The following is a 23,129-nucleotide window of genomic DNA, read 5'->3' on the forward strand; positions in this document are numbered from 1 at the left end:
TATAGGCACGATCGCCCGGTGCGAAAAGGACCGGCGCCTGCCGCATCGTGCCGCAGGCGCCGGTTCGCCGTAGGAATAGGGCGGCACTCTCAGACCGAGAAGTACTTCGCGTTCGAGTTCAGGGTGACGATGGCCGAGGTGCTCTGCTCGGGATGGAGCTGGTACTCGTCCGACAGCTCCACGCCTATCCGCTCGGAGCCCAGCAGGCTCAGGAGCTGGCCTTGATCCTCAAGATTTGGGCAAGCGGGATAGCCGAAGCTGTAGCGCGATCCTCGATACCCCTGCTGCAGCAGCTTCTCCATGTCGGGCGCGTCTTCGGCGGCGAAGCCGAGCTCGGTCCGGATGCGCTTGTGGACGTACTCGGCCATGGCCTCGGCCATCTCGACGCCGATGCCGTGGAGGTACAGGTAGTCCTGGTAGAGGTTCTTCTCGAACCAGTCGCGCGCGACATCCGAGGCCTGCTGCCCCATGGTGACGACCTGAAGGCCGATCACGTCGCGCCGGCCCGGTCCCTCGGAGATGTCGCGGAAGAAGTCGGCGATGCACTCGCCGTCCTCCTTGGCCTGGCGCGGCAGGGTGAAGCGGGCGACCTCTCGCTCGCCGTCCTCCGCGAACAGGACAACGTCGTTGCCGTGCCCCGCAGCCTTCCAGTAGCCGTACACCGCCTGGGGCCGAAGGATCTCCTCGCGGGCGCAGCGCTCGAGCATGCGGAACAGGATCGGCCGCAGTTCGACCTTGGCCCATTCCTTGAACTCGTCGAGCGTCCGGCCGTCCTTCCGATAGCCCCACTGGAGCTGGTAGAGCATGCGCTCGTTCAGGTAGGGCACCAGCGTCTTCAGGTTGACGCGCTCGATCACCTTGGGGCCCCAGAAGGGCGGCGTCGGCACCGGCTCGGACAGGCGTGCGCGGCGGGTCCGCGCCGCCTCGAAGTCGACGGGGCCGGTGTCGGCCTGCGTCGCGCGGCCGATCTGGCGCTTGGTGTTCACGGGCCGGCTGCGGCGCTTGGCCTGGACCGCCGCCAGATAGTCGTCGAACTGCCCGTCGACGATCCTGTCCATCAGGGCGAGCCCGTCGAAGGCATCCCCCGCATAGGCGACGCGCCCCGGCCCGTAGGAGCGCACGCAGTCCTCCTCGACATAGGCGCGGGTCAGCGCCGCGCCGCCGAGCAGGACGGGCATCGAAAGCCCCTCGCGCGTCATCTCCTCCAGGTTGTCGCGCATGACCACCGTGGACTTCACCAGCAGGCCGGACATGCCGACAGCCTGCGCCCCGTGCTCGCGCGCGGCCTGGATGATCGTCTGGATCGGCTGCTTGATGCCGAGATTGACGACCTTGTAGCCGTTGTTGGTCAGGATGATGTCGACGAGGTTCTTGCCGATGTCGTGGACATCGCCCTTCACCGTGGCGAGCACGATGGTTCCCTTCTGCTGGCCGTCGACCCGCTCCATGAAGGGTTCCAGGTAGGCGACCGCCGCCTTCATCGTCTCGGCGGACTGCAGCACGAACGGAAGCTGCATCTTGCCGGCCCCGAACAGGTCGCCCACCACCTTCATGCCGTCCAGAAGGAAGGTGTTGATGATGTCGAGCGGCCGGTGCCGGGTCATGGCCTCCTCAAGGTCGGCCTCGAGCCCGGTCCGGTCGCCATCGACGATGCGCTGCTTTAGCCGCTCCTCGACCTCCGCCGGGCGCTCCTTGCGCTTGGCGTCCGACGCCTTGCGCCCCTCGAAGAGGCCGATGAAGGCCTGCAGGGGATCGTAGCCCTCGCGCCGACGGTCGAAGATCAGGTCCTCGGCGGTCTCGACCTCCTTCGCGGGGATCGCGTGCAGCGGCAGGATCTTGGAGACGTGAACGATCGCGCCGGTCATGCCCCGGCGCACGGCGTGGTCCAGGAACACGGAGTTAAGGACGTGCCGTGCCGCCGCCGAAAGCCCGAAGGAGATGTTGGAGAGCCCCAGGATGATCTGGCAGCGCGGCATCTCCTTGGCGATCATCGCGATCGCTTCCAGCGTCTCGATGCCGAGCTTGCGGTCGTCCTCGTTGCCGGTCGCGATGGTGAAGGTCAGGGGGTCGAACAGCAGGTCCTCGGGCGGAAGCCCGTACCGGTTCACCGCGAAGTCGTAGAGCCGCCGGGCCACCTCGAGCTTGCGCTCGGCGGTCTTGGCCATCCCCTCCTCGTCGATGGTCAGGGCGACCACCGCCGCACCGAACTTCCGCGCGAGCTCCAGGCGCCGCGCCGCCGGCTCCTCGCCGTCCTCGAAGTTGATGGAGTTGATGATCGGCTTGCCGCCGTGGCGCTCGAGCGCGTTCTCGATCACCGCGAGCTCGGTGGAATCGATCACCAGCGGAGCGGTCACGGACCCCGTGAAGCGGGTGACCACCTCGTTCATCTCGGCGATCTCGTCGCGCCCGACGAAGGCCGTGCAAATGTCGAGCGCGTGGGATCCCTCGCGCACCTGCTCGCGGGCCATGTCGACGCAGCCATCCCAGTCGTGGCGTTCCTGCAGCTCGCGCCAGCGCTTCGAGCCGTTGGCATTGCAGCGCTCGCCGATCGACAGGTAGGCGTTCTCCTGGCGCAGCGGCACGGCGCTGTAGAGCGAGGCGACGGACGGCACCCAGTGCGCGGTGCGCGTGCGCACGGCCGGCCGCGCGGCATCGCCGGCGAGGCGGCGCAGCATGGCGTCGGCCGCCTGGATATGGCTGATGGAGGTGCCGCAGCAGCCGCCGATCAGGTTCACGCCGAACTCGGTCACGAAGCGCTCGTGCCACAGCGCGAACTCGTCGGCCTGGAGCGGGTAGTGGGTGCGCCCGTCGACGAGCTCTGGCAGGCCGGCATTGGGCTGGACGGAGATCAGGCCCTCCCAGGTCTCGGACAGCCAGCGCAGGTGCTCGGCCATCTCGGCCGGCCCGGTCGCGCAGTTCAGGCCGATCAGCGGGACGTCCAGGGCATTGATGACCGTCGCGGCGGCGCCGATGTCGGGTCCGACCAGCAGCGTGCCGGTCGTCTCCACCGTCACCTGGACGAAGACCGGAACATCCCTGCCCGCCCGCTTCCGCGCGATCTTGCAGGCGTTTACCGCGGCCTTGATCTGCAGCGTGTCCTGGCAGGTCTCGATCAGGATCGCGTCGACGCCGCCGGCGATCAGCCCCTCGGCCTGGACCGTCAGCGCCTCCTCGAGGGGCCGGTAGCCGATATGGCCGAGCGTGGGCAGCCGCGTGCCCGGCCCGACCGATCCCAGCACGAAGCGCGGGCGGCCGTCGGCGAAGCCCTCGGCCGCCTCGCGCGCGAGTTCGCCCGCGCGGCGGTTGATCTCGTAGGCCCGGTCCTGCAGGTCGAACTCGGCCAGCGTCACCGGCGACGCGCCGAAGGTGTTCGTCTCCACCATGTCGGCCCCGGCCTCGAAATAGCCGCGATGGATGTCGCGGACGAGGTCGGGGCGCGACAGCACGAGCACGTCGGTGCAGTTCTCCTTGCCCCAGTAGTCGCGCTCGACCTCGAGGTCCAGCGCCTGGACGCGGCTGCCCATGCCTCCGTCGCAGAGCAGGACGCGGTCGCGGAGAACGTCGAGGAGATCGGCCATGGAATGTTCCGTAGGAAAGAGGACTGGCGGCGCGTCAGTTGGCGACCGGCTCGGGCATGCGCTGCGAGGACGCGCGGATGCCGAGCATCCTGCAGATCGCCACCGTCAGCTCGGCCCGGTTCAGCGTGTAGAAATGGAAATCCCTGACGCCGCGCGCCTGGAGCGAGCGGCACTGTTCGGCCGCGACGGTGGCCGCGACGAGCTGGCGCGTCTCGGGATCATCGTCGAGCCCGTCGAAGAGCTGGGCCATGCCCTCGGGCATCCGCGCGTTGCAGCTCCGCGCGAACTCGACCGCGCGGGCGAAGTTGGTGATGGGAAGGATGCCGGGGACGATGGGCACGGTGATCCCCGCCGCCGCCGCCCTGTCGACGAAGCGCAGATAGGCGTCGTTGTCGAAGAAGAACTGCGTGATGGCGCGGGTCGCCCCTGCGTCGATCTTGCGCTTCAGGTTGTCGAGATCCGAGGCCGCGTCCCGCGCCTGGGGATGCGTCTCGGGATAGGCCGCGACCGAGATCTCGAAATCGGCGACGCGGCGCAGCCCGGCGACGAGGTCGCAGGCATAGGCATAGCCGCCGGGATGCGGCTCGTAGGCGGCGCCCGACAGCAGCCCGCCGGGCGGATCGCCGCGCAGGGCGACGACGTGGCGGATCCCCGCTTCCCAATAGGTGCGGGCGATCGCGTCGATCTCGTCGCGGCTCGCAGCGACGCAGGTCAGGTGCGCCGCTGCGGCGATCCCGGTCTCCGACTGGATCCGCGTCACCGTCGCGTGCGTGCGCTCGCGGGTCGAGCCGCCGGCCCCGTAGGTGACCGAGACGAAGGACGGCTGGAGCGGCGCGAGCTTGCCGATGGCCTGCCACAGGGTCTGCTCCATCTTCTCCGTCTTGGGCGGGAAGAACTCGAAGCTGACCGACGGGCTTGCCGAGGTGCTGGCCGGGGGCCCGCCGGGATCGGCGAAGGCAGGGGTCATGGCGACACTCCGGTGGTCGTCAGGAGGGGGGAAGGACGGGATGCGGGGACGTCCGGCCGGCTCGCCGGCCAGACCACGACGGTAAGCGCGGCACCGGGGAGGCGGAGCGGCTCGGCGGGCACGAGTCCCGCCGCCCGCAGCCAGGCCTGCACCTCCGATTCCTCGAAACCGAGGCGGCGATGGGCGTGCTCCGTGCGCAGCGTCTCCAGCTCGTGCGCCGCGAAGTCCACGGCAACGAGCCGGCCGCCCGGCCGCAGGACGCGCGCCGCCTCGGCCAGTGCGGCCGAGGGATCCTCGGCGTAGTGCAGGACCTGGTGCAGCAGGATGGCGTCGAAGGACCCGTCGTCATAGGGAAGCTGGTACATGTCGCCCTGGCGGACCTGGCAACGGGCCAGCAGCCCGGCGCGCTCCAGATTGGCCCGGGCGACCGCCAGCATCTCGCGCGAGGTGTCGATGCCGATGGCGTGCCGGACGCGCGGCGCCAGCAGCTCGATCATGCGCCCGGTTCCGGTCCCGATGTCGAGCAGGTCGTCGATGCCCTCGGCCGGCAGCAGCCCCAGCAGCGTCGCCTCCACCTCGCGCTCGGGGACGTGCAGGCCGCGGATCTCATGCCAGCGCTGGGCATTCTCCCGGAAGTAGGAGGCGGCAGCCTCGGCGCGGCTGCGCTTGATGCGCTCCAGCCGGTCGAGATCGCGCGCGAGCACGGGATCGCTGTCCGGGATGGCGCCGACCAGGGTGCGCGCCAGCGCCGCGGCCGATCCCCGCTCAGCAAGCCGGTAGAAGGCCCAGGTTCCTTCCCGGAAGCGGTCGAGCAGCCCGGCACCGCACAGAAGCTTCAGATGCCGCGAGACGCGCGGCTGGCTCTGGCCCAGGATCTGGGTCAGCTCCGTGACGCTCAGCTCGCCGCGGGCGCAGAGAGCCAGCAGGCGGAGCCGGGTGGGCTCGGCCGCGGCCTTCAGAGCTCCCAGCAGGTCATCCATGGCGGAACCAGACAGTACGTCGAGAACAGATGCCATATATAAAGATATCTTTATGCTGGGTAAACAGCTTTCGGCCGCACAACGGCCGGTGCGCGCCCTATGCCGGACGCATGCGAGGATCCGGGATCTGTCGCATTGGCGGTGCATCCTGCGGTGGCTGGAAAATCCCGGCGCGGTGTGATACCTCGAATGTGTGAATGTTGGCCCGGATACCCGGGCCTGTCCTGTCGTGCCGCCCTCCCTCCCCGAACAAGAGCACGCGAAATCCCATGACATCGCTCCGTACCCGGACCAGCTTCGGCCGTGTGGCCGCCCTCGTCCTCACGCTGCTGGCCATGCCGCTCGCCGGGTGCGCCACGGCCGGCCGCGAAACGACCGCCGCAGCCGACGACGCCAACGATCCGCTCGAAGGTCTCAACCGGACCGTCTACGGCTTCAACCAGATCGCCGATTTCCTGATCATCAACCCGGCCGCCGAGATCTATCGGACGGTGCTCCCCGATCCGGTCGAGCGTTCCGTGCGCAATTTCCTGCGCAACCTCTCCAGCCCGCTCGTGCTCGCCAACCAGCTCCTGCAGGGCGACTGGGAGGGTGCGAAGAATGCCGGCAGCCGCTTCGTGATCAACACGGTCGGGGGCGTCGGCGGCCTGTTCGACGTCGCCGACGGCATGGGATACCCCTACCAGCACGAGGATTTCGGCCAGACGCTGGGCGTCTGGGGCCTGCCTGAAGGAGCCTATCTCGTCCTGCCGATCCTGGGACCGTCCAGCCTGCGCGACGCGACGGGGATCGGCGTCGAGTGGTTCAGCGACCCCGTCAACATCTTGGCCGAGAACAACGGTTACGGGTGGGTTCCGATCACCCGCGGCGCGACGACCGGCCTCGATGCCCGCAACGAGTACCGCGGCGTGATCGACGACGTCCGGCGCAACTCGATCGATCCCTATGCCCAGTTCCGCAGCCTCTACAGGCAGCGCAGGGCCTCGGAGATCCGTGACGGCCGCTCAGCCCCCGGGGGCACCACGGAGTTCCCGGAGTTCGAAGACACACCGGCCACTCCGGCACGTTGACATCCGGAACCGACACCCGACCTTTGGTGCCATGACCAGACGCTTCTTCCTTGCCTGTGCAGCCCTGCTCGCGATCGCGGGCTGGGCTGCGCCACCCGCCCTGGCCCAGTCCGCCGATCGCGGCGCCGCCGGCGCGAAATTCATCCAGGATCTCGGCCAGCGCGCAATCGGCGTGCTGACCCAGCAGAACGTGAGCCGCGACGAGATCCGGCGCGAGTTCAGGGCGATCCTGCAGGAAGGCTTCGACGTGCCCTATATCGGGCGCTTCGTGCTCGGCCGCTACTGGCAGCAGGCCACACCGCAGCAGCAGCAGGAATACCTGCAGCTGGTCGAGCGGATGATCGTCGACATCTACGCCGACCGGTTCGCCCAGTACGCCGGCCAGGACCTGGCGGTGGACCAGAACCTGAAGATTCTCGGCACCCGCGCCGAGGGCGAGACGGACACGATCGTCAGCAGCCAGATCGTGCCGGCCAACGCCCCGCCCGTCGCGGTGGACTGGCGCGTGCGCGATCGCGACGGACGCCGCAAGGTGATCGACGTCGCGGTCGAGAACGTCAGCATGAGCGTAACCCAGCGCAACGAATTCGCCTCGGTGATCCAGCGCGGCGGCGGCCAGGTCGAGGCGCTGCTCCAGGCGCTTCGCCAGCGGGTGCGCGCCGGCTGACACGTCCCGGTCCGGGATCGCATCGAGAAAGGGCCGCCCGATCGGGCGGCCCTTTCCAATTCGTCCGGTTCCAACCGGCTCCGCGCCGGCATCCGAGGTCTGCCGCTTAGGACTTCACGATGACGCCCCAGGGCGCGCCGCCCACGCCGAGGCTCTTGATGACGCGGTCCTTCTCGAGGTCGATCACCGAGACGTCGTTGCTGACCCCGTTGGTCGTGTAGAGCCGCGTCTCGTCCCCGGACAGCGCCAGGTTCCACACCCGCTGTCCGACCAAGTGGTACTTCTTGACCTCCAGCGTCGCCGGGTCGATCTCCGCGACCCGGTTCGCCGGCCCCAGCGCCACGAAGGCCCGCTTCCCGTCCTTCGTGAACCGCACGTCCACCGGCTGGATCGCCTCGCGCCGCAGGCCGCGCACCTCGAACTCGATCTTCTTGGTGATCTGCCGCGTCGCGACGTCGATCACGCTGACCGTCCCGCCGATCTCAGCCGACACCCAGACATGCCGCCCGTCGGGCGTGAAGCGCGCGACCCTCGGGCGCGAGTCCACCAGCACGTTGTCGGTGATCTCGTTGCTCGCCGTGTCGATGAAATGCGCCATGTTGGTGGTCTCGGAGGTGTTCACCAGCACCTTGCCGTCCGGGCTGATCCCCATGCCTTCCGGCTCCACCCCCACCTGGATCTCGGTGACGATTCGCTTGGCCTGGGTGTCGACCACCGAGACCATATTGTCGTCCTCGTTCGCGACGTAGAGCAGCCGGCCCTCCGGATGTAGGACGAACAGCTCGGGGTCCGGGCCCGAGGGCAGCCGGTCCACCACCTGCTGGCTCTGCAGGTCGATCACGTCGATCCGGTTGTCGTCGCCCACGCAGACGTAGAGCGACTTGCCGTCGCCGCTCAGCGTGATGCCGCGCGGCCGCCGCCCGACCTTGATGGTGTTCACGACCTCGAGCTTGGCTGCGTCGATCACCGAGATCGTGTTGTCCTTCTCGTTGGACACGTAGACCGTCTCGGCCGCTGCCGGAGCGGCCATGGCCAGCGCCAGCAGCGCGCCCAGCCCCGTTCGGGCCACGGCGCCGCGTCCGGCCGCCGCGGCGGGGGCTCGCGCCAGGCTTCCGGCCACGCTTCCGGCCGTGCTTCGGGAATGCGGCATCGTATGGGTCCTCCCTCTGAGCTTCTTGTCTTGCGTACCTGCGCCTAGCGGTTCCGGCAGCCGCTCTCGGGCCGGTCGTCGCCCAGCGTGTCCAGGGTCGAGGTCTGATGCAGGAAACCGTCCTGGGGCGAGACCGAGACCAGCATCCGCGGCGCGGTCACCAGCACGGGCTGACGAAGCTGGCCGTCCCATTCGCGGAAGGTCAGCGCCTGCCCCTTGAACGCGGCCAGCCCGAAGTCCGGGCTCCGGATGAAGGCGGCGAGTTGGGCCGGATCGGCGCTGCGCGTGCGCGTCGCCGCCTCGCCGACGGCCCGCACCGCCATCCACACGGCGTAGTCGCGCTCGGTCATCCAGCGCCCGGCTTGGCGCTCGAAGCGCGACTGAAGCTGCGTCGCGCCCCACTGCTCGTGCACGCGCGACCAGGCCGTGGGCACCAGCCCCTGGGTTCCGGCCACGGGGCGCGGCAGCCAGGTGCGATAGGGCAGATACTCCCCGAACCCGTCCTCCTCGTCGGCGACCACCAGGATCTGGTAGTCGCGGCCCTGGGTGGCGGTGGGGATGGCGGACTGGACAGTGACATGCCCGGTGTCGACGCGTCGGTTGCCGATCTCGAAGGTCCAGGGATCGTCCTGGACGATCCTGGCGCCGAAACGCTTGGCGCTGCGCCGCACCGCCTCGGCGAAGAGCTGGTCGCCCGGCGCGGGACCGACAATCAGGCGCCAGTCCGTCCATTTCTTCCAGACCAGGTACTGGCCCAGGGCGTCGGCCAGCATGCGCCGGCTGGGAACGGTGTGCAGGACATTGGGCCGGCATTCGGCATTGCGCAGGTCATCGTCCTTTGCGCGCGCGTTGAAGAGCGTGATCTCGCGCGCCTCCGGCAGGCCGGCGACCTCGAGCAGCGCGTCGCGCCGGAGATCGGATACGACCAGCCGCACGCCCTCCTGGGCAAGCTGGCGCAGCCCGTCCGCGGGCGACGTTCCAGGCGGGACGACGACCTCGACGAGTTCGAAGCGCTGCTTCAGGAAGCGGCCGGTGCTGGCGTTGTCCGCGATGCCGAGACGGGCGCCCTGCACGCCGTCGTCCTCGATCTCGGGGTTCAGGAAGCTCAGCGGGACCCGCGGCTCCTCGCGCGTGGCGAGATAGCCGACGCGAATCGTCTGGGCATCGCCGGCCGCCGAGCTCTGGGTGCCGCCGGCCCCGGCGCCAGCCCCCTGCTGCCCCTGCGCCGGAAGCGCCAGCAGAAGCCCGAGCGCCAGGATCCCGAGAACCCTGCCGCGGCCGCTCATTGGTACTTGACGACGAACTTGCCGGCCATGCCGTTGGATTCGAAGCCCTCGACGAACCACGGGTATTCGCCTCCGCGCTGGGGAATAAAAAAGATCTCCATGGTCCCCTGATCGTCGAATTCGAGGCCATGGATCCAATTGGTATGGACCTCCAGGTCGTTCACGACCACCTGCCTGATCCAAGCATTGCGGAACAGCTCCGGCGCCCGGAACATGTACTCCTTGAAGCCCGCCGAGGTGACCTTCAGGCGATAGTACTTGCCGGCCTGGAGCTGAAAATCCTTCCTGGAGATCGCATAGTCGTTGTCCTTGGTGCCAAGCACCAGCTCGTCGAGGCGCTCCGCCCGCTCCGCCGAGGGCGCCACCTGCGCCGCGGCCTGCGACACGGCGACGCTCACCCAGAGCGCGCAGACTCCGGCGATCAGGACTCTCACGGTTGCATCCTCCCCTTGTCTTGGGGTTCGGCGGCCGCCGAACCCGGCTCCGAACAATGAAGGAAATCGCAAGAGATCGCGATATTGCTCATTGGTATAATAGGCGGCCACGATGCCGGGATCTTGGATAGATCCCGCCTTTACACGCGCAGCAGAAAGCCTATACGCCTGTCGAACAAGGACAGGCGCACGATCATTCCGATCGGCTCTCGCGTGCCGCATCCGTCGCGGCGGCACTCCCCGCGATCCTGCGGGAGGAAGACAGTCTGGGATCGGCGGGGACGCCGCTCCCAGGGGCGCAGTTCCCGATCTCGTCGGGAATTTTTCCCGAAACCATTTGGGGAGCCGACAATCGCGCCGTATCGATGACGTGCGCTCCGGCACTGTGGCATCCTGCCCGCCGGCCGAGGACTTGGCCAAGGGCTTCGGAAGGAATCCAGGCGTGCGCAGGATGTCGCTACGGCTCAGCCTGATCTGCCTCGTCGCGATCGGCATGGGGGCCAGCCTGCTGCTGGCCAGCGTCGTTGCCGCCTACAGCGCATCTCACCGCGTGCGCACCGAGATGCGCGCGGCCGTCGGCGTGGCTCTGCGCGCCGCGGAGAACGTGCTGACCGGAACCACCGGCCGGGACGACCCCCTGGCCGAGCTGCGCAGCGTGGTCGCCGCCTTCGACGGGAACCGCCACGTCCGCCTCCGGCTGGCCGGCACAGGCCTGTCCTCGGCCCCGCCGCCGACGGAAGTGACCACTCTGGGCGCCGCGCCCGCGCTGTTCGCGCGGCTCATCGCCCCCGATCCCCCGAGCGCCCAACTCGTAGTCGCGCTCGGTGACGGGCGGTCCGAGACTCTTGTGATCCAGTCCGATCCCCAGAACGAGATCGGCGAGGCATGGGAGGCCTTCTGCGCCACGGTGCTGAGCCTGCTGCTGTTCTGCGCCGTCACCTTCATGGCCATCCATGTGTTCGTCGGCCGCGCGCTGCGCCCTCTCGACGAGCTCGGCGAGGCGTTCCGCGCGATCGGGCGCGGCGACTTCACCGCGCGCGACGAGCACCGCCTCGCTCCCGAGCTCGCGCGGCTCTATCGCGGCTTCAACGACATGGCCGGCAAGTTGACCGCCGAGAAGGCCGAGAACCGGCGCCTCGGCGAGAAGCTCCTGACCCTGCAGGAGGCGGAGCGCCGCGACATCGCGCGCGACCTCCATGACGAGTTCGGCCCGTGCCTCTTCGCGGTGAAGGTCGACGCCGCGGCGATCGTCCGGCTGGCAGAGGCCGGGCGGACAGCCGAGATCCCGGCGGCCGTGCAGGGCATCTCGGAGGCGGCGTCCCACATGCAGGAGCAGGTCCGCAGCATGCTCGGCCGGCTGCGTCCCGCCGGTCTCGACGAGTTCGGCCTGGAGGCCGCGCTCGGCGATCTCGTGACCTTCTGGCGCCGCCGCCAGCCTGGCATCGATTACCGCCTGCAGGTGGACGAGGACTGCGAAGGGATCGGCGATCTCGCCGAGACGACGGTCTACCGTGTGGTGCAGGAGGCGCTGAGCAACGCCGTAAGGCACGGGTCGCCCACCACGATCACCGTCCGGGTCAGTCGCGAGGGTGCGGATCGCGCCGCGGCCGCCCATGGCGCAGCGGCATCCCGAGCCCGCACCGTAGTCGAGGTCGTCGACGACGGAAGCGGCACGGCCGAGGTCCGGCGCGGGGGCTTCGGGCTGCTGGGGATGGCAGAGCGGGTCCAGGGGCTTGGCGGCACGCTGGAGACCACGGACCGCTCCGAAGGAGGCTTCCTGGTCCGCGCCGTGCTGCCGCCGGCGCCTGGCGCAGGCCCAGCAGAGCACGCGGCACGGCAGGAGGCGCCCGTCGGCGGCCGCGCCGTCAGCGCGGCAGGGGAGGCGGCATGAGAGTTCTCGTGGTGGACGATCACGCCATCGTCCGCGGCGGCCTGTGCCGCCTCTTCGCCTCGGACCCAGAGGTGGAGGTGGTTGAGGCGGCGAGCGGGCGCGAGGCGCTCTCCCTGTTCCGCGCCCGCCCACCCCGGCTCGTCGTGCTCGACCTGAACCTGCCGGGACTCGGCGGGCTGGAGCTGATCCGCCGGTTGCGGGCCGAGGCGCCCGCGACGCCGATACTGGTCTTCAGCATGCATGCGGAGGCCATCTATGTGACCCGGGCCCTCGAGGCCGGCGCCGCCGGCTTCGTGAGCAAGAACGCGGCCCCCGAGGAACTCCTCGAGGCCATGCGGCGCGTCACCGCCGGCGAGCGCTACCTGGAGCGCGAGCTCGCCCAGCAGCTCGCCCTCCAGAACGTCGCGGGCTCGCCGGGGCGCCTGGACGACCTCTCGCGGCGCGAGCTGGAGATCCTGCGCCTGCTCGGCGAAGGCAAGGGACTCCCGCAGATCGCCGAATCCATCGGCATCAGCTACAAGACCGTCGCCAACACCTGCGGCATGATCAAGACGAAGCTCGGCGTCTCGCGCACGGCCGAGCTCATCCGCATCGCGATCGAATGCGGCGTCTCCCGCGGGCTGGCCTCGCCCGAGGTTGGCTCCGCCGCGCCGCCCGCAACGGACTAGGAAGGCTCCTCAGGTCTTGGTGCCGCCGATCCCCGTGGAGCCGAAGCCGCCGGCGCCACGGGCCGTCGCGCTGGTGAAGTCGTCGACGACGACCCATTCCGCCTGCACCACGCGCTTGAGTACGAGCTGCGCGATGCGGTCCCCGGGCTTCACGAGCACCGTCTCGCCGCCCTCCGTGCCGGGATGGAGCCGCACGAGTCCGACCATGATCTGCCCCTGGTAGTCGGCATCCACCACGCCGGTGAGGTTGGCGAGCACTAGCCCCTGCTTGGTGGCGAGCCCCGATCGCGGGTGCAGCTCCGCATCGATCCCGGCCTCGCCGATATGGATCGCGATGCCCGTCGGCACCATGACCGGGCGGTCGCCCACCCGGAACGCCATGGGCTCGTCGATGCAGGCGATCAGGTCGTAGCCCGCCGCCATGTCGGAATGTCGGCGCGGAACCACGTCCAGATCCGGCGGAAGCTCGGCATGGGCGGCGCGGATGCGCGCCCAGCGGTCCGGGTCCATGCGCTTCAGTTCGATCTTCATGCGGGGTCTCGGCGTCTTTCGTAGGTCACGAAGGCATAGGCGGGCCGCCCATCCTCGGCGGGATGGGGCTCGCGCGCGGTCTCCCTCCACTCGGCGGGCGGAAGCGCCGGAAACCAGGTGTCGGCCGCGGTGTCCAGGTCGATCTCGGTCAGCAGGACGCGGTCGGCGAGCGGCAGGGCCTGCCGGTAGATCTCGCCGCCGCCAATTACCGCGATCTCGGCCACGCCGTCCCGGCGCGCGACCTTGCGGGCCAGGTCCAGCGCCGCATCGAGCGACGGCGCCGTCAGCGCGCCCTCGAACTCCGCCTCGGGGTTCCGGGTCACGACGATGTTGGTGCGGCCCGGCAGCGGACGGCCCAGGGAGTCGAAGGTCTTGCGGCCCATCACCACGGGCCTGCCCAGCGTGGCGGCCCTGAAGTGCCGGAGATCCGCGGGAAGATGCCAGGGCATGCGCCCGTCGAGGCCGAGCGCGCCGCCCCGGGCGGTCGCCGCCACCAGCACCACGGCCGGCTCTCCCGGCAGATTGGCGGGCGTGTCCTGCGCCATGGTCAAACCGCGACCTCGGCCTTGATGTGCGGATGCGGATCGTATCCCACCACCTCCAGGTCCTCGATCCGGTAGCCGTCGATATCGTCCGGGCGGCGCAGCAGGTTCAGCCGCGGGAAGGGCCGCGGCTCCCGGCCGAGCTGCAGGCGCGCCTGCTCCAGGTGGTTGTGGTAGAGATGGACGTCACCGCCGGACCAGACGAGCTCCCCCGGTTCCAGGTCGCATTGCTGGGCCAGCATGTGGGTCAGCAGCGACGCGCCGGCGAGATTGAACGGCAGGCCGAGCAGGACATCGGCCGAGCGCTGGTAGAGCAGGCAGGAAAGGCGCCCGCGGGAGACATGGAACTGGTAGACCATATGGCAGGGCGGAAGCGCCATGCGGTCGATCTCGGCGACGTTCCAGGCATGGAACAGCAGCCTGCGCGACGCCGGGTTGCGCCGGATGCCATCGATCAGTCCCGCGATCTGGTCGTGCTCGCGCCCGTCGGGCCCGGTCCAGCGCCGCCATTGCTTCCCGTAGACGGGCCCCAGCTCGCCCCAGCGTGCGGCGAAGGCCTCGTCCTCGACGATCCGGCGCTCGAATGCGTCGCGATCGATCGCTTCCCCGGTCGCCTCGCGGTAGGCCTTGAGAGGCCAGTCCGTCCAGATGTGAACGCCCTCGGCCACCAGGGGGCGGATGTTGGTCCCGCCGGTCAGGAACCAGAGCATCTCGCGAAAGCAGCTCTTCCAGAAGACGCGCTTGGTGGTGATCAGCGGGAACCCGCGGCCGAGGTCGAAGCGCATCATTGCGCCGAAGATGCTGCGCGCCCCCACCCCCGTGCGGTCCTGGCGGTCGTCCCCGGATTCCAGGATCAGGCGGAGGAGATCGAGGTACTGGCCTTCGGGATGGTTCACTGCGGTCACCGGCGGGCGGAGCGGGAGCGCCATGCTGCCCCACCGCCCCCCCCGGCCGCAAGAAGGCGCGCCCCGCTTTCCGCGGCGGCCTCCTACAGGAGCGCAATTCATGAGGATACCGGTTCTGATCCTGGCGCTGCTGGGCGGCGTGTCCTGCGCGGTGCAGCCCCAGCCCCCGCCTCCGGCCGACATGCTCCGGCGAATCGCGGCGCTGTACCCGCACCCCTGCAACGCGGCGGCCGCACGCGTGATCGCCGATGCCGGCGTCCCGCCCGACCAGGTGGAGAGCGTGTCCTATCAGCCTGTCTGGGGCGGCGGGAGGCAGGAGATGATCGTCGGCTACATCGCATGGACGCGCCTGCGCGGGCGGACCGGCTTCCTGGTGGCGAACATGGACGACGACTGCCGGGTCCAGGTCGTCTACACGCGCGGCGGCCTCGCGATCGACGGCGTCCGGTCCCACTCGTACTGAGGGGATGCCGACCCGGACCGATCCGGGCGCGGCCGCTCGTCTTGCCACCTCTGCGGTCGGCGGCTAGCGTCGGCGCGAAGCCGCCGGAAAGCCTGGCGGCGGACCCTTGCTCTTGCGATGGAGAGGATGCGCGGCATGGAGAAGCTCAGGATCGGCATCATCGGCCTCGGAATGGCCGTGACGCCCCATGCCAAGGGCCTTCTCGACCTCGCCGACGAGGTAGAGGTGGTCCACGCCTTCAGCCCGAGCGAGCGGCGCCGTGCCGATTTCGGCCGCCGCTTTCCCTTTCCGCTCTGCGGCCGGCTGGAGACGCTGCTGGACGACCCTTCCGTGCAGGCCGTGCTGGTCCTGACGCCGGCCAACACGCATCTGGACATCGTCCGGCGATGCGCCGCGGCCGGGAAGCACGTGCTGTTGGAGAAGCCGGTAGAGATCACGACGGATCGTGCCGTCGAGCTGGTCGAGACCTGCCGCCGCGCGGGCGTCACGCTGGGGATCGTGCTCCAGCACCGCTTCCGTCCGGCGGCCGAGGCGCTGTCCGGGCTGCTCGCCTCGGGCGAGCTCGGTCCCGTCGTGGGATGCTCGACCCAGATCCGGCTCTGGCGGCCGCAGGCCTACTATGACGAGCCCGGCCGCGGGACCTTCGCACGGGACGGCGGCGGCGTGCTGATCTCCCAGGGCATCCATACGCTGGACCTGATGCTGAGCCTCGCGGGCCCGGTCGTCGAGGTCACGGGCTATGCGACCACCAGCCCGGTGCACCGGATGGAGACCGAGGACATGGTCTGCGCCGCGGCACGCTTCGCCAACGGGGCCTTGGGGACGATCGACGCGACCACCGCCGCCTTTCCCGGCTTTCCGGAGCGGATCGAGATGATCTGCCGGAATGGAACGGCCGTGCTGGCCGGCACCTCGCTGGAGGTCTTCCACCAGGACGGCCGGCGCACCAGCCACGCCCCGGATGCCAGCGCCGGCGGAACCGGCGCCGATCCCATGGCCTTCCCGCACGACTATCACCGCTCGGTCATGGCGGATTTCGTGCGGGCCGTCCGGACCGCACGCACGCCCCGCGTCAGCGGCGAGGAGGCGCTGAAGGTCCACAGGCTGATCGACGCGCTGATCGCGGCCGGCCGCTCGCCCGGGGTCGTGGCGTTGCCGGGGGCCTGATTTCCCCTTCCGGACCGGCACGAAGTTCCCGCGCCCGGCACTCTTTGCCCGGTGCGGTCGTTGCACGGCCGGCCAGGGACCAGGCGACTCCTTGCCTTTTCAATGACTTAACAGACTGGCACGCCCCTTGAATTAGCTCCTGGCAAGACATTCTCTCCATGCGGGGACAGCCATGAGCAACTCGATCAATACCAACGTCGGCGCGATGGTCGCGCTGCGCAACCTCAACGGCGTCGGCGAGGCGCTGCAGGCGACCAACAAGCGGATCAGCACCGGCTACAACGTCTCCGACGCCTATGACGACGGTGCGTCCTACGCGGTCGCCGAGGGCCTGCGCGGCGACATGGCGGCTCTGAACGCCGTGAACGAGCGCCTCTCGGTCGGCAAGGGCATGATCGACGTCGCCGTCAAGGCCGGCGAGAACATCTCCAAGGCGCTCATCGACATCCGCACCGTGCTCACGAAGCTGGCGGACCAGGCCATGACCGGTGCGGACCGCACGAACTACGAGAACCAGTACAACACGCTCAAGAACGACATCTACAACTTCATCAACGACGCCCAGTACAACAACGTCACGCTGATCGGCGCGGGGGCATCCAACCAGTCGCTGATCTCCAACGTCCAGGGCGGCAACATCACCGTCGCTGCCCAGGACATGATGGCGAAGGTGTACAACTCGCTGACCGCTGCGAGCACCTACTCGGACGCGGCGACCCTCATCGGCACCAGCGGCGGCCTCGGCGCAGCCGAGACCAACCTGGGTATCTCGATGAACCAGCTGGCGGCGGACGCCCGGCGCGTCGGCAACCAGATCAACTTCAACAAGGCGATCAACGACGCGACGAAGACCGGCATGGGCGCCATCGTCGACGCCGACCTCGCGAAGGAAAGCGCGCTGCTGCAGTCCCTGCAGGTCAAGCAGCAGCTTGCCTCGCAGGCCCTGTCCATCGCGAACCAGGCTCCGCAGTCCCTGCTCGGCCTGTTCCAGTAAGCGCGCGTCCCCGCAGGAAGCGAAAACGGGGACCCGTTGGGTCCCCGTTCCTCCGCCTTCAAAGGGCCGCCGCGCGGGACGCGGGTCCCGCACAGACGGCCGGCATCAGCCCCGCACGAGCGGCTTGTACTTGATGCGGTGCGGCTGGTCGGCCTCGGCGCCCATGCGGCGCTTCTTGTCGGCCTCGTAGTCCTGGAAGTTGCCCTCGAACCACACGACCTGGCTTTCGCCCTCGAAGGCGAGGATATGGGTCGCGATGCGGTCCAGGAACCAGCGGTCGTGGCTGATCACCACCGCACAGCCCGGGAAGCTCTCCAGCGCGTCCTCGAGAGCGCGCAGCGTATCGACGTCGAGATCGTTGGTGGGCTCGTCGAGGAGCAGAACGTTGGCGCCGGACTTCAGCATTTTGGCGAGATGCACGCGGTTCCGCTCGCCGCCCGAGAGCTGCCCGACCTTCTTCTGCTGGTCGGGGCCCCGGAAGTTGAAGGCCGCCACGTAGGCGCGGCTCGGCATCGTCTTCTTGCCGAGCTCGATCACGTCCAGCCCGTCCGAGATCTCCTCCCAGACGGTCTTGTTGGGCGCGAGGCTGTCTCGGCTCTGGTCGACATAGCCGAGCTTCACCGTGTCGCCGACACGGAAGGTGCCGTCGTCCGGCTGGTCCTGAGCGGTGATCATGCGGAACAGCGTGGTCTTGCCGGCGCCGTTGGGGCCGATCACGCCGACGATGCCGCCTGCAGGCAGGCGGAAGCTCAGATCCTCGATCAGAAGCCGGTCCCCGAAGCCCTTCTTCAGGTGCTCGGCCTCGATCACCAAGCTGCCCAGGCGCGGCGGCGCCGGAATGATGATCTGCGGCTCCGAGATCTGCTGGCTCTTGTTGGCCTCGGCCAGCAGGCTCTCATAGGCCGAGATGCGGGCCTTGCTCTTGGCCTGCCGGGCCTTGGGGGACTGCCGGATCCACTCCAGCTCGGCGGCGAGGGTGCGCTGGCGGGCCTGCTCGGTCTTGGCCTCCTGCTCGAGCCGCTTCTGCTTCTGCTCCAGCCAGGACGAGTAGTTGCCCTCGTAGGGGATCCCCTGCCCGCGATCGAGCTCCAGGATCCAGCCCGTCACGTTGTCGAGGAAGTAGCGGTCGTGGGTGACCAGCACCACGGTCCCGGCATACTCCTGGAGATGCCGCTCGAGCCAGGCGACGCTCTCGGCGTCGAGATGGTTGGTGGGCTCGTCGAGCAGCAGAAGATCGGGCTTCTCGAGCAGCAGGCGGGCCAGCGCCACGCGGCGCTTCTCGCCGCCCGAGAGCTTCTCGACGCTCGCATCGCCCGGCGGGCAGCGCAGCGCGTCCATGGCGATCTCGACGGTCCGGTCGATGTCCCAGGCGTTCGCAGCCTCGATCTTCTCCTGGAGCGCGGCCTGCTCGTCGATCAGCGCCGTCATCTCGTCGGGATCCTCGACCTCGCCGAGGCGCATGGAGACGGCCTCGAACCGGTCGAGAAGGCCTTTGGTCTCCTTCAGCGCCTCCATGACGTTCTCGTGGACCGTCTTGGTGGGATCGAGCTGCGGCTCCTGCGGCAGGTAGCCGACCTTGGCGCCTTCGGCGGCCCAGGCCTCGCCGTTGTAGTCCTTGTCGAGGCCGGCCATGATCTTCATCAGGGTCGACTTGCCGGCGCCGTTCGGGCCGATGACGCCGATCTTGGCGCCCGGGTAGAAGCTGAGCCAGACACCGTCCAGCACCTTCTTCCCGCCGGGGTAGATCTTGGTCAGCCCCTTCATGACATAAACGTATTGATAGGACGCCATGCGCCTCTCCGGAAAACCCTGCCAGGACGGAAGAACGGCCCTTGTACCGCATGGCTCCCGGCAATGCGAGCGCAACGACGGGCTCATGCGCGACTCGGGCAGCGGAACCGCACCCCTGCCCGTCCGGCATGGATGACCACCGGAATTCGCAACGGCGGCGCGCGGCGCGGGCCCTAAGCTGCAGAGCTATCTATACCGGGACGGGACCAGGAGCTTGACGGATACAGCAAGGGCAGCCGCCCCGGCCGCAGACCCAGCGGCGATGGCAGGTTCCGGGAACCGCCTGACGGGCCTCGCGCTCGCGGCGGGCGCGGTGCTCGCCTTCTCCATCCGCCCGCTGCTGATCAAACTCTCCTACGCCCATGGCGCCGAGCCCGTGACGCTGCTGGCACTGCGCATGGGCCTTTCGCTGCCCTTCTTTCTGGCCATGGGCCTGTGGGCGCAGCGCGACCGCAAGGCCGCGCCCGTAAGCCCGCGCGACGTGGCGCTGATCTGCGGTCTCGGTTTCCTCGGCTATTATCTCGCCAGCTTCCTCGACTTTATGGGACTGCAGTACGTCACGGCCGGGACCGGACGCCTGATCCTCTTCGCCTATCCGACCATCGTGGTCCTGCTCTCGGCACTGTTCCTGAAGCGGCCGATCACCGCGCGCGCCGTTCTGGCCCTGGCCTTGACCTATGGCGGGATCGCGCTCGTGGTCGCCCAGGCCAGCACCGGCGAGAATCGGGACTTCACCCTTGGCGCGGCGCTGGTCTTCGGCAGCAGCGCCGCCTACGCCGTCTATCTCGTGGCCGGAAGCGACGTCGTGCGGCGGGTCGGATCCATGCGGTTCACGGCCTGGGCGACCACCGTCGCCTGCGCCTTCTGCCTGGCCCAGTTCCTGGCGATCAGACCGCTTTCGGCATTGCAGCTTCCGGGCGTCGTGTACCTGATGGCGGCCGTGATGGCGACGGTGTGCACGGTGCTGCCGATTTTCATGACGGCCGAGGCCCTGCGCCGCGTCGGGGCGAACAGCGTTGCCGTGCTGGGCGCGCTGGGACCGGTCGCCGCCATCGGCATGGACAGCGTGTTCATGGGCGAGATGCTCTCCACGGTCCAGGCGGCCGGAGCCGTGCTGGTCCTGGCCGGGGTCCTGCTCGTGAGCTTGAAGCCCGCGCGCTGACCGGGCGGCAGGCCCCCGGCGGCAGCCATTGCCTCAGACGCGCTAATCCCAGACATCCCCCCACCGCTCCGGCCGCCCCGCCCCTTCGTGCGATTTCGTGGGGGAGGCTCCACGCCTAGTGTTGTGGCCTGACCCGAAATTGAGGGAAGGCGATGCCGGGACGTGCGAGCGGGATGCTGAAAGGGCTCTGGGCGTTGCCCCCGGTCGGGCTGGCGCTTCTGCTCGGTGGTGCCGTGCTGCTTGCCGGAGCAGGGACATCGGCCGCGCCCCTTATGCTTGCCCTGCTGGCTGTTCCTGCGCTGGTCTATGTCGCCGTGGCACTGGGATCGCGCGGCCGTACGCCCGAGGATCTCCTGGTCGCGGACCGGCGCGTCGGCGCCCTGCCGAACGGCCTCGCGACCGCTGCCGACTGGGTCTCCGCGGCCATGTTCGTCGGTCTCGCCGGAACACTCTACGTGCAGGGCAGCAGCGGGCTCGCCTTCCTGCTCGGCTGGGCGGGAGGCCTCGCGCTTGCGGCCCTGGCGATCGCGCCAGGGCTTCGCCGCAGCGGTGCGGCAAGCGTTCCCGACTTCCTCGCGGGGCGATTCGGCGGATCCGTGGTGCGCGTGGCCGCCGTGACGGTGCTGGCCTGGTGCTCCTTCGCCTTCCTGATGGCACAGCTCGCCGGCGCGGCCGCCGTCGCCACCCGGTTCCTGGGCCTGCCCTTCGGCGCGGCCGTGTGGCTGGGCGCATTGCTGGTCCTCGCCTGCACGCTGCCGGGCGGGCTGCGCTCGGTCACCTGGACGCAGGTGGCGCAGTTCGCGGCCATTGCGACGGCATACCTGGTGCCGGCCGCCGTGATCTCGGCCGCGGCGCCCGAAGGCGCCATTCCGCTCGCCGAGGTGATGACCGGGGCGGCCGAATCCGGCGGGCGCACGCCCCTGAACTTCATCTCGCTGGCCCTGGCCCTGGCCCTCGGCACGGCCGCGCTGCCGCACCTTCTACAACGCTTCCTGGCGGCTCCCTCGGCGGGGTCGGCGCGTCGGGCCGGCGGCTGGGCGCTCCTCTTCGTCGTGGCGATCTACCTGACCGCCCCGCTTTATGCCGCCTTCGCGCGCAGCGAAATCCAGGGCTCGGTGGTCGGAGCCCGCGTGGATTCGCTTGACGGCGCGCGGGCGCTGCCGCGCTGGGTCTACGAATACGGCCGGCTCGGTATGGTGTCGGTCTGCGGGAAGCTGCCCACGACCGCGGGCGCCGTGCTGGATGCCTGCAGGAGCGCCCACGGGGGGGCTTCGAACCCAGCGCCGCTTGCCGCAGGCGACGTCACCATCCATCCCGACCTCGTCGTGATGGCCGCGCCCGACATGGCGGGGCTGCCGCCGGTCTTCGGAGTCCTGCTGGCCGCCGGCGCCCTGGCGGCCGCCCTGTCGACGGCCTCGGGTCTCGTGGCGACGCTGGGTGCCGCGGCGGGCCACGACGTGTGGTTCCGCCTGCTGGATCCTCGTGCGCCCGCAGCGCGGCGCGTGCGCGCGCTGCGCCTGTCCATGGCTGGGCTCACCGCGCTGGCGGCCTATGCGACGGCTGGCGCGCCCTTCGCGATGCTGACGCTGGTGGCGTGGTCCTTCTCGCTGGCGGCCGCGGGGCTGCTGCCGGCTCTGCTGCTGGGGCTCTGGTGGCGGCGCGCAACCGCCGCCGGCGCCGTTGCGGGCATGGTGACGGGCTTCGGCACGGCGCTCTGGTACCTCATCCGCACCGAGATGCTGGGCGCGGCGCCCCTTCTCGGCATCGACGGGATCGCCGCGGGCGCCTTCGGTGTGCCGGCGGGTCTCCTGGCGGCCGTTGCCGTCAGCCTGCTGACGGAACGCGGCGCCGAGGTGCGCGCGCAGCACGGGGGCGCGGATGCGCCGGGGCGGCCCGGCGCTGCGAGGATCCCGGCGGAGTAGGCCGTCACCAGACGAAGGGGGCGGTCTCGCAGCGCCTTCCGACCAGGAAGGCGTCGGCCACGAGGTGCAGCGGCGCCGCGTCCACGTCGCTCTCGCCGGCCTCGATCAGCGCATGGAAGCGGCGGTAGATGTGCCGGTACTCGGCCTCCGCCTCCTCGGCCACCACGCGCCCATCGACTGCAAGGCATGCGCCGCCACGACTCAGCTGCAGCAGCGTGCCCTCGGCGGTCTCGACGGCGATGGTCCAGGTCTGCTCGCCCTCCTGGCGCCAATCGAACTCGGCGCCGGCCTCGCGCAGCCCGGCCTCCGCGGGCGCGCGGAAGGACAGCGAGGCCGCGATTGGCGTGTCCCGCCCCGCGGGGAACAGGAGCTCGGCCCGCTCCACGAAGAGCGGGAAGGGCAGGATGCGCGTCAGGATCGACAGGGCGTTGATACCGGGGTCGAAAACGCCGAACCCGCCGGCCTGCCAGATCCACTCCTGGCCGGGGTGCCAGCGGCGGACATCCTCCTTCCACGTCACCTGAATGCTCCGGACCTGCCGCCCCGCGAGCCGTGCCCGGGCCGCCTCGACCGCCGCGTTGTGCTGCGAATGCCAAGTCGCGAAGAGGGTCCGGCGCGTGTCCCGCGCGGCGGCGACCAGGTCGCGCAGCTCGGTCGTCGTGGCGGCCGGCGGCTTCTCCAGGAGAACGTGGCGCCCGGCGGCCAGCGCCTCGCGCGCGAGGCCGTGGCGGATGTCGGGCGGCGTGCAGATGGCGACCGCCTCGACGTCCGGGCAGGCCGCAAGCATCTCGCCCAGGCTCCGGAAGGTCGGAACCCCCGGGCGCCCGATGCCCCGCTGGCTGACCAACGCACCGAGCGCGAAGAGCTGGGTCTCCTCGATCGAAGGAATATGCTGGTCGAGCGCGATCTTTCCGACGCCGACGATCCCGACCTTGCGGGCTCCCTGGGACGCGCTCACCGG

At 69.7% G+C, this 23,129-nt stretch carries 20 protein-coding genes; 9 read left to right on the top strand and 11 right to left on the bottom strand.

All coding sequences use genetic code 11. The annotated features are described in order from the left end of the window. Positions 1 to 89 precede the first annotated feature (89 nt). From metH to JUB13_RS02600, 3 genes are read right to left on the bottom strand one after another with little or no spacing between them, the layout of a single operon-like run. Positions 90 to 3,578 (bottom strand): methionine synthase, encoded by a 3,489-nt coding sequence (metH, locus tag JUB13_RS02590; protein WP_207476955.1) that lies wholly within the window; start codon positions 3,576 to 3,578, stop codon positions 90 to 92. A gap of 34 nt (positions 3,579 to 3,612) precedes the next feature. Next, positions 3,613 to 4,545, bottom strand: a complete 933-nt coding sequence (gene metF / locus JUB13_RS02595; RefSeq protein ID WP_207476957.1) for a methylenetetrahydrofolate reductase — start codon at positions 4,543 to 4,545, stop codon at positions 3,613 to 3,615. Next, positions 4,542 to 5,525 (bottom strand): ArsR/SmtB family transcription factor, encoded by a 984-nt coding sequence (locus JUB13_RS02600; protein WP_207476959.1) that lies wholly within the window; start codon positions 5,523 to 5,525, stop codon positions 4,542 to 4,544. Before JUB13_RS02600 ends, metF begins: the two co-directional genes overlap by 4 nt. Positions 5,526 to 5,794: 269 nt before the next feature. Here JUB13_RS02600 and JUB13_RS02605 point away from each other — a divergent pair, with 269 nt between their 5' ends. Together JUB13_RS02605 and JUB13_RS02610 are read left to right on the top strand one after the other, a co-directional pair. After that, positions 5,795 to 6,595 carry an MlaA family lipoprotein gene (locus tag JUB13_RS02605; protein ID WP_236024661.1) on the top strand — a complete coding sequence of 267 codons (801 nt, stop codon included), beginning with the start codon at positions 5,795 to 5,797 and terminating at the stop codon, positions 6,593 to 6,595. Between the two features lie 31 nt (positions 6,596 to 6,626). Further along, on the top strand, positions 6,627 to 7,262 hold the full coding sequence (locus JUB13_RS02610; protein WP_207476961.1) for an MlaC/ttg2D family ABC transporter substrate-binding protein: 636 nt from the start codon (positions 6,627 to 6,629) through the stop codon (positions 7,260 to 7,262). Positions 7,263 to 7,368: 106 nt separating this feature from the next. Here JUB13_RS02610 and JUB13_RS02615 read toward each other — a convergent pair whose 3' ends face one another. The 3 genes from JUB13_RS02615 to JUB13_RS02625 are packed head-to-tail and all read right to left on the bottom strand — an operon-like array spanning position 7,369 to position 10,132. Beyond that, positions 7,369 to 8,412 carry a PQQ-dependent catabolism-associated beta-propeller protein gene (locus tag JUB13_RS02615; protein ID WP_328702845.1) on the bottom strand — a complete coding sequence of 348 codons (1,044 nt, stop codon included), beginning with the start codon at positions 8,410 to 8,412 and terminating at the stop codon, positions 7,369 to 7,371. A 44-nt stretch (positions 8,413 to 8,456) separates the two neighbouring features. Further along, positions 8,457 to 9,698: an ABC transporter substrate-binding protein gene (locus JUB13_RS02620; protein WP_207476963.1), complete on the bottom strand. Its 1,242-nt coding sequence runs from the start codon at positions 9,696 to 9,698 to the stop codon at positions 8,457 to 8,459. Beyond that, entirely contained in the window at positions 9,695 to 10,132 is a 438-nt protein-coding gene (locus JUB13_RS02625; RefSeq protein ID WP_207476965.1) for a cupredoxin domain-containing protein, read from the bottom strand. Before JUB13_RS02625 ends, JUB13_RS02620 begins: the two co-directional genes overlap by 4 nt. A 451-nt stretch (positions 10,133 to 10,583) precedes the next feature. Between JUB13_RS02625 and JUB13_RS02630 the strand changes: the two genes are divergently transcribed. After that, positions 10,584 to 12,023 (top strand): histidine kinase, encoded by a 1,440-nt coding sequence (locus JUB13_RS02630; RefSeq protein ID WP_236024715.1) that lies wholly within the window; start codon positions 10,584 to 10,586, stop codon positions 12,021 to 12,023. Continuing rightward, positions 12,020 to 12,691 (top strand): response regulator, encoded by a 672-nt coding sequence (locus tag JUB13_RS02635; protein ID WP_207476969.1) that lies wholly within the window; start codon positions 12,020 to 12,022, stop codon positions 12,689 to 12,691. Before JUB13_RS02630 ends, JUB13_RS02635 begins: the two co-directional genes overlap by 4 nt. A gap of 9 nt (positions 12,692 to 12,700) precedes the next feature. On the opposite strand, the gene dut is transcribed toward JUB13_RS02635, so the two are convergent. The 3 genes from dut to thyA are packed head-to-tail and all read right to left on the bottom strand — an operon-like array spanning position 12,701 to position 14,693. Then, positions 12,701 to 13,222, bottom strand: coding sequence for a dUTP diphosphatase (gene dut / locus JUB13_RS02640; RefSeq protein ID WP_207476971.1), 522 nt, complete (start codon positions 13,220 to 13,222; stop codon positions 12,701 to 12,703). Further along, complete coding sequence (locus JUB13_RS02645; RefSeq protein WP_207477430.1) at positions 13,219 to 13,767, bottom strand: dihydrofolate reductase; 549 nt, start codon at positions 13,765 to 13,767, stop codon at positions 13,219 to 13,221. Before JUB13_RS02645 ends, dut begins: the two co-directional genes overlap by 4 nt. A gap of 2 nt (positions 13,768 to 13,769) precedes the next feature. Continuing rightward, positions 13,770 to 14,693: a thymidylate synthase gene (gene thyA, locus JUB13_RS02650; protein WP_207476973.1), complete on the bottom strand. Its 924-nt coding sequence runs from the start codon at positions 14,691 to 14,693 to the stop codon at positions 13,770 to 13,772. Positions 14,694 to 14,769: 76 nt separating this feature from the next. On the opposite strand from thyA, the gene JUB13_RS02655 reads away from it, so the two are divergent. From JUB13_RS02655 to JUB13_RS02665, 3 genes are all read left to right on the top strand, one after another. Further along, complete coding sequence (locus JUB13_RS02655; protein WP_207476976.1) at positions 14,770 to 15,132, top strand: hypothetical protein; 363 nt, start codon at positions 14,770 to 14,772, stop codon at positions 15,130 to 15,132. A gap of 135 nt (positions 15,133 to 15,267) precedes the next feature. Continuing rightward, positions 15,268 to 16,299 (top strand): Gfo/Idh/MocA family protein, encoded by a 1,032-nt coding sequence (locus tag JUB13_RS02660; RefSeq protein WP_207476978.1) that lies wholly within the window; start codon positions 15,268 to 15,270, stop codon positions 16,297 to 16,299. A gap of 172 nt (positions 16,300 to 16,471) precedes the next feature. Continuing rightward, entirely contained in the window at positions 16,472 to 17,293 is an 822-nt protein-coding gene (locus JUB13_RS02665; protein WP_207476980.1) for a flagellin, read from the top strand. A 105-nt stretch (positions 17,294 to 17,398) separates the two neighbouring features. On the opposite strand, the gene ettA is transcribed toward JUB13_RS02665, so the two are convergent. Continuing rightward, complete coding sequence (gene ettA, locus JUB13_RS02670) at positions 17,399 to 19,084, bottom strand: energy-dependent translational throttle protein EttA (RefSeq protein ID WP_207476982.1); 1,686 nt, start codon at positions 19,082 to 19,084, stop codon at positions 17,399 to 17,401. A gap of 262 nt (positions 19,085 to 19,346) precedes the next feature. Here ettA and JUB13_RS02675 point away from each other — a divergent pair, with 262 nt between their 5' ends. Both JUB13_RS02675 and JUB13_RS02680 read left to right on the top strand, forming a co-directional pair. After that, positions 19,347 to 20,246 carry a DMT family transporter gene (locus tag JUB13_RS02675; RefSeq protein WP_207476984.1) on the top strand — a complete coding sequence of 300 codons (900 nt, stop codon included), beginning with the start codon at positions 19,347 to 19,349 and terminating at the stop codon, positions 20,244 to 20,246. 152 nt (positions 20,247 to 20,398) lie between these two features. Then, positions 20,399 to 22,168, top strand: coding sequence for a sodium:solute symporter family transporter (locus tag JUB13_RS02680; RefSeq protein WP_207476986.1), 1,770 nt, complete (start codon positions 20,399 to 20,401; stop codon positions 22,166 to 22,168). Between the two features lie 4 nt (positions 22,169 to 22,172). Here JUB13_RS02680 and JUB13_RS02685 read toward each other — a convergent pair whose 3' ends face one another. Further along, positions 22,173 to 23,126 carry a Gfo/Idh/MocA family protein gene (locus JUB13_RS02685; RefSeq protein WP_207476988.1) on the bottom strand — a complete coding sequence of 318 codons (954 nt, stop codon included), beginning with the start codon at positions 23,124 to 23,126 and terminating at the stop codon, positions 22,173 to 22,175. Between the last annotated feature and the right edge of the window lie 3 nt (positions 23,127 to 23,129).

Origin of the sequence: Arenibaculum pallidiluteum (assembly GCF_017355985.1) — a bacterium.
Lineage (GTDB): Bacteria > Pseudomonadota > Alphaproteobacteria > Azospirillales > Azospirillaceae > Arenibaculum > Arenibaculum pallidiluteum.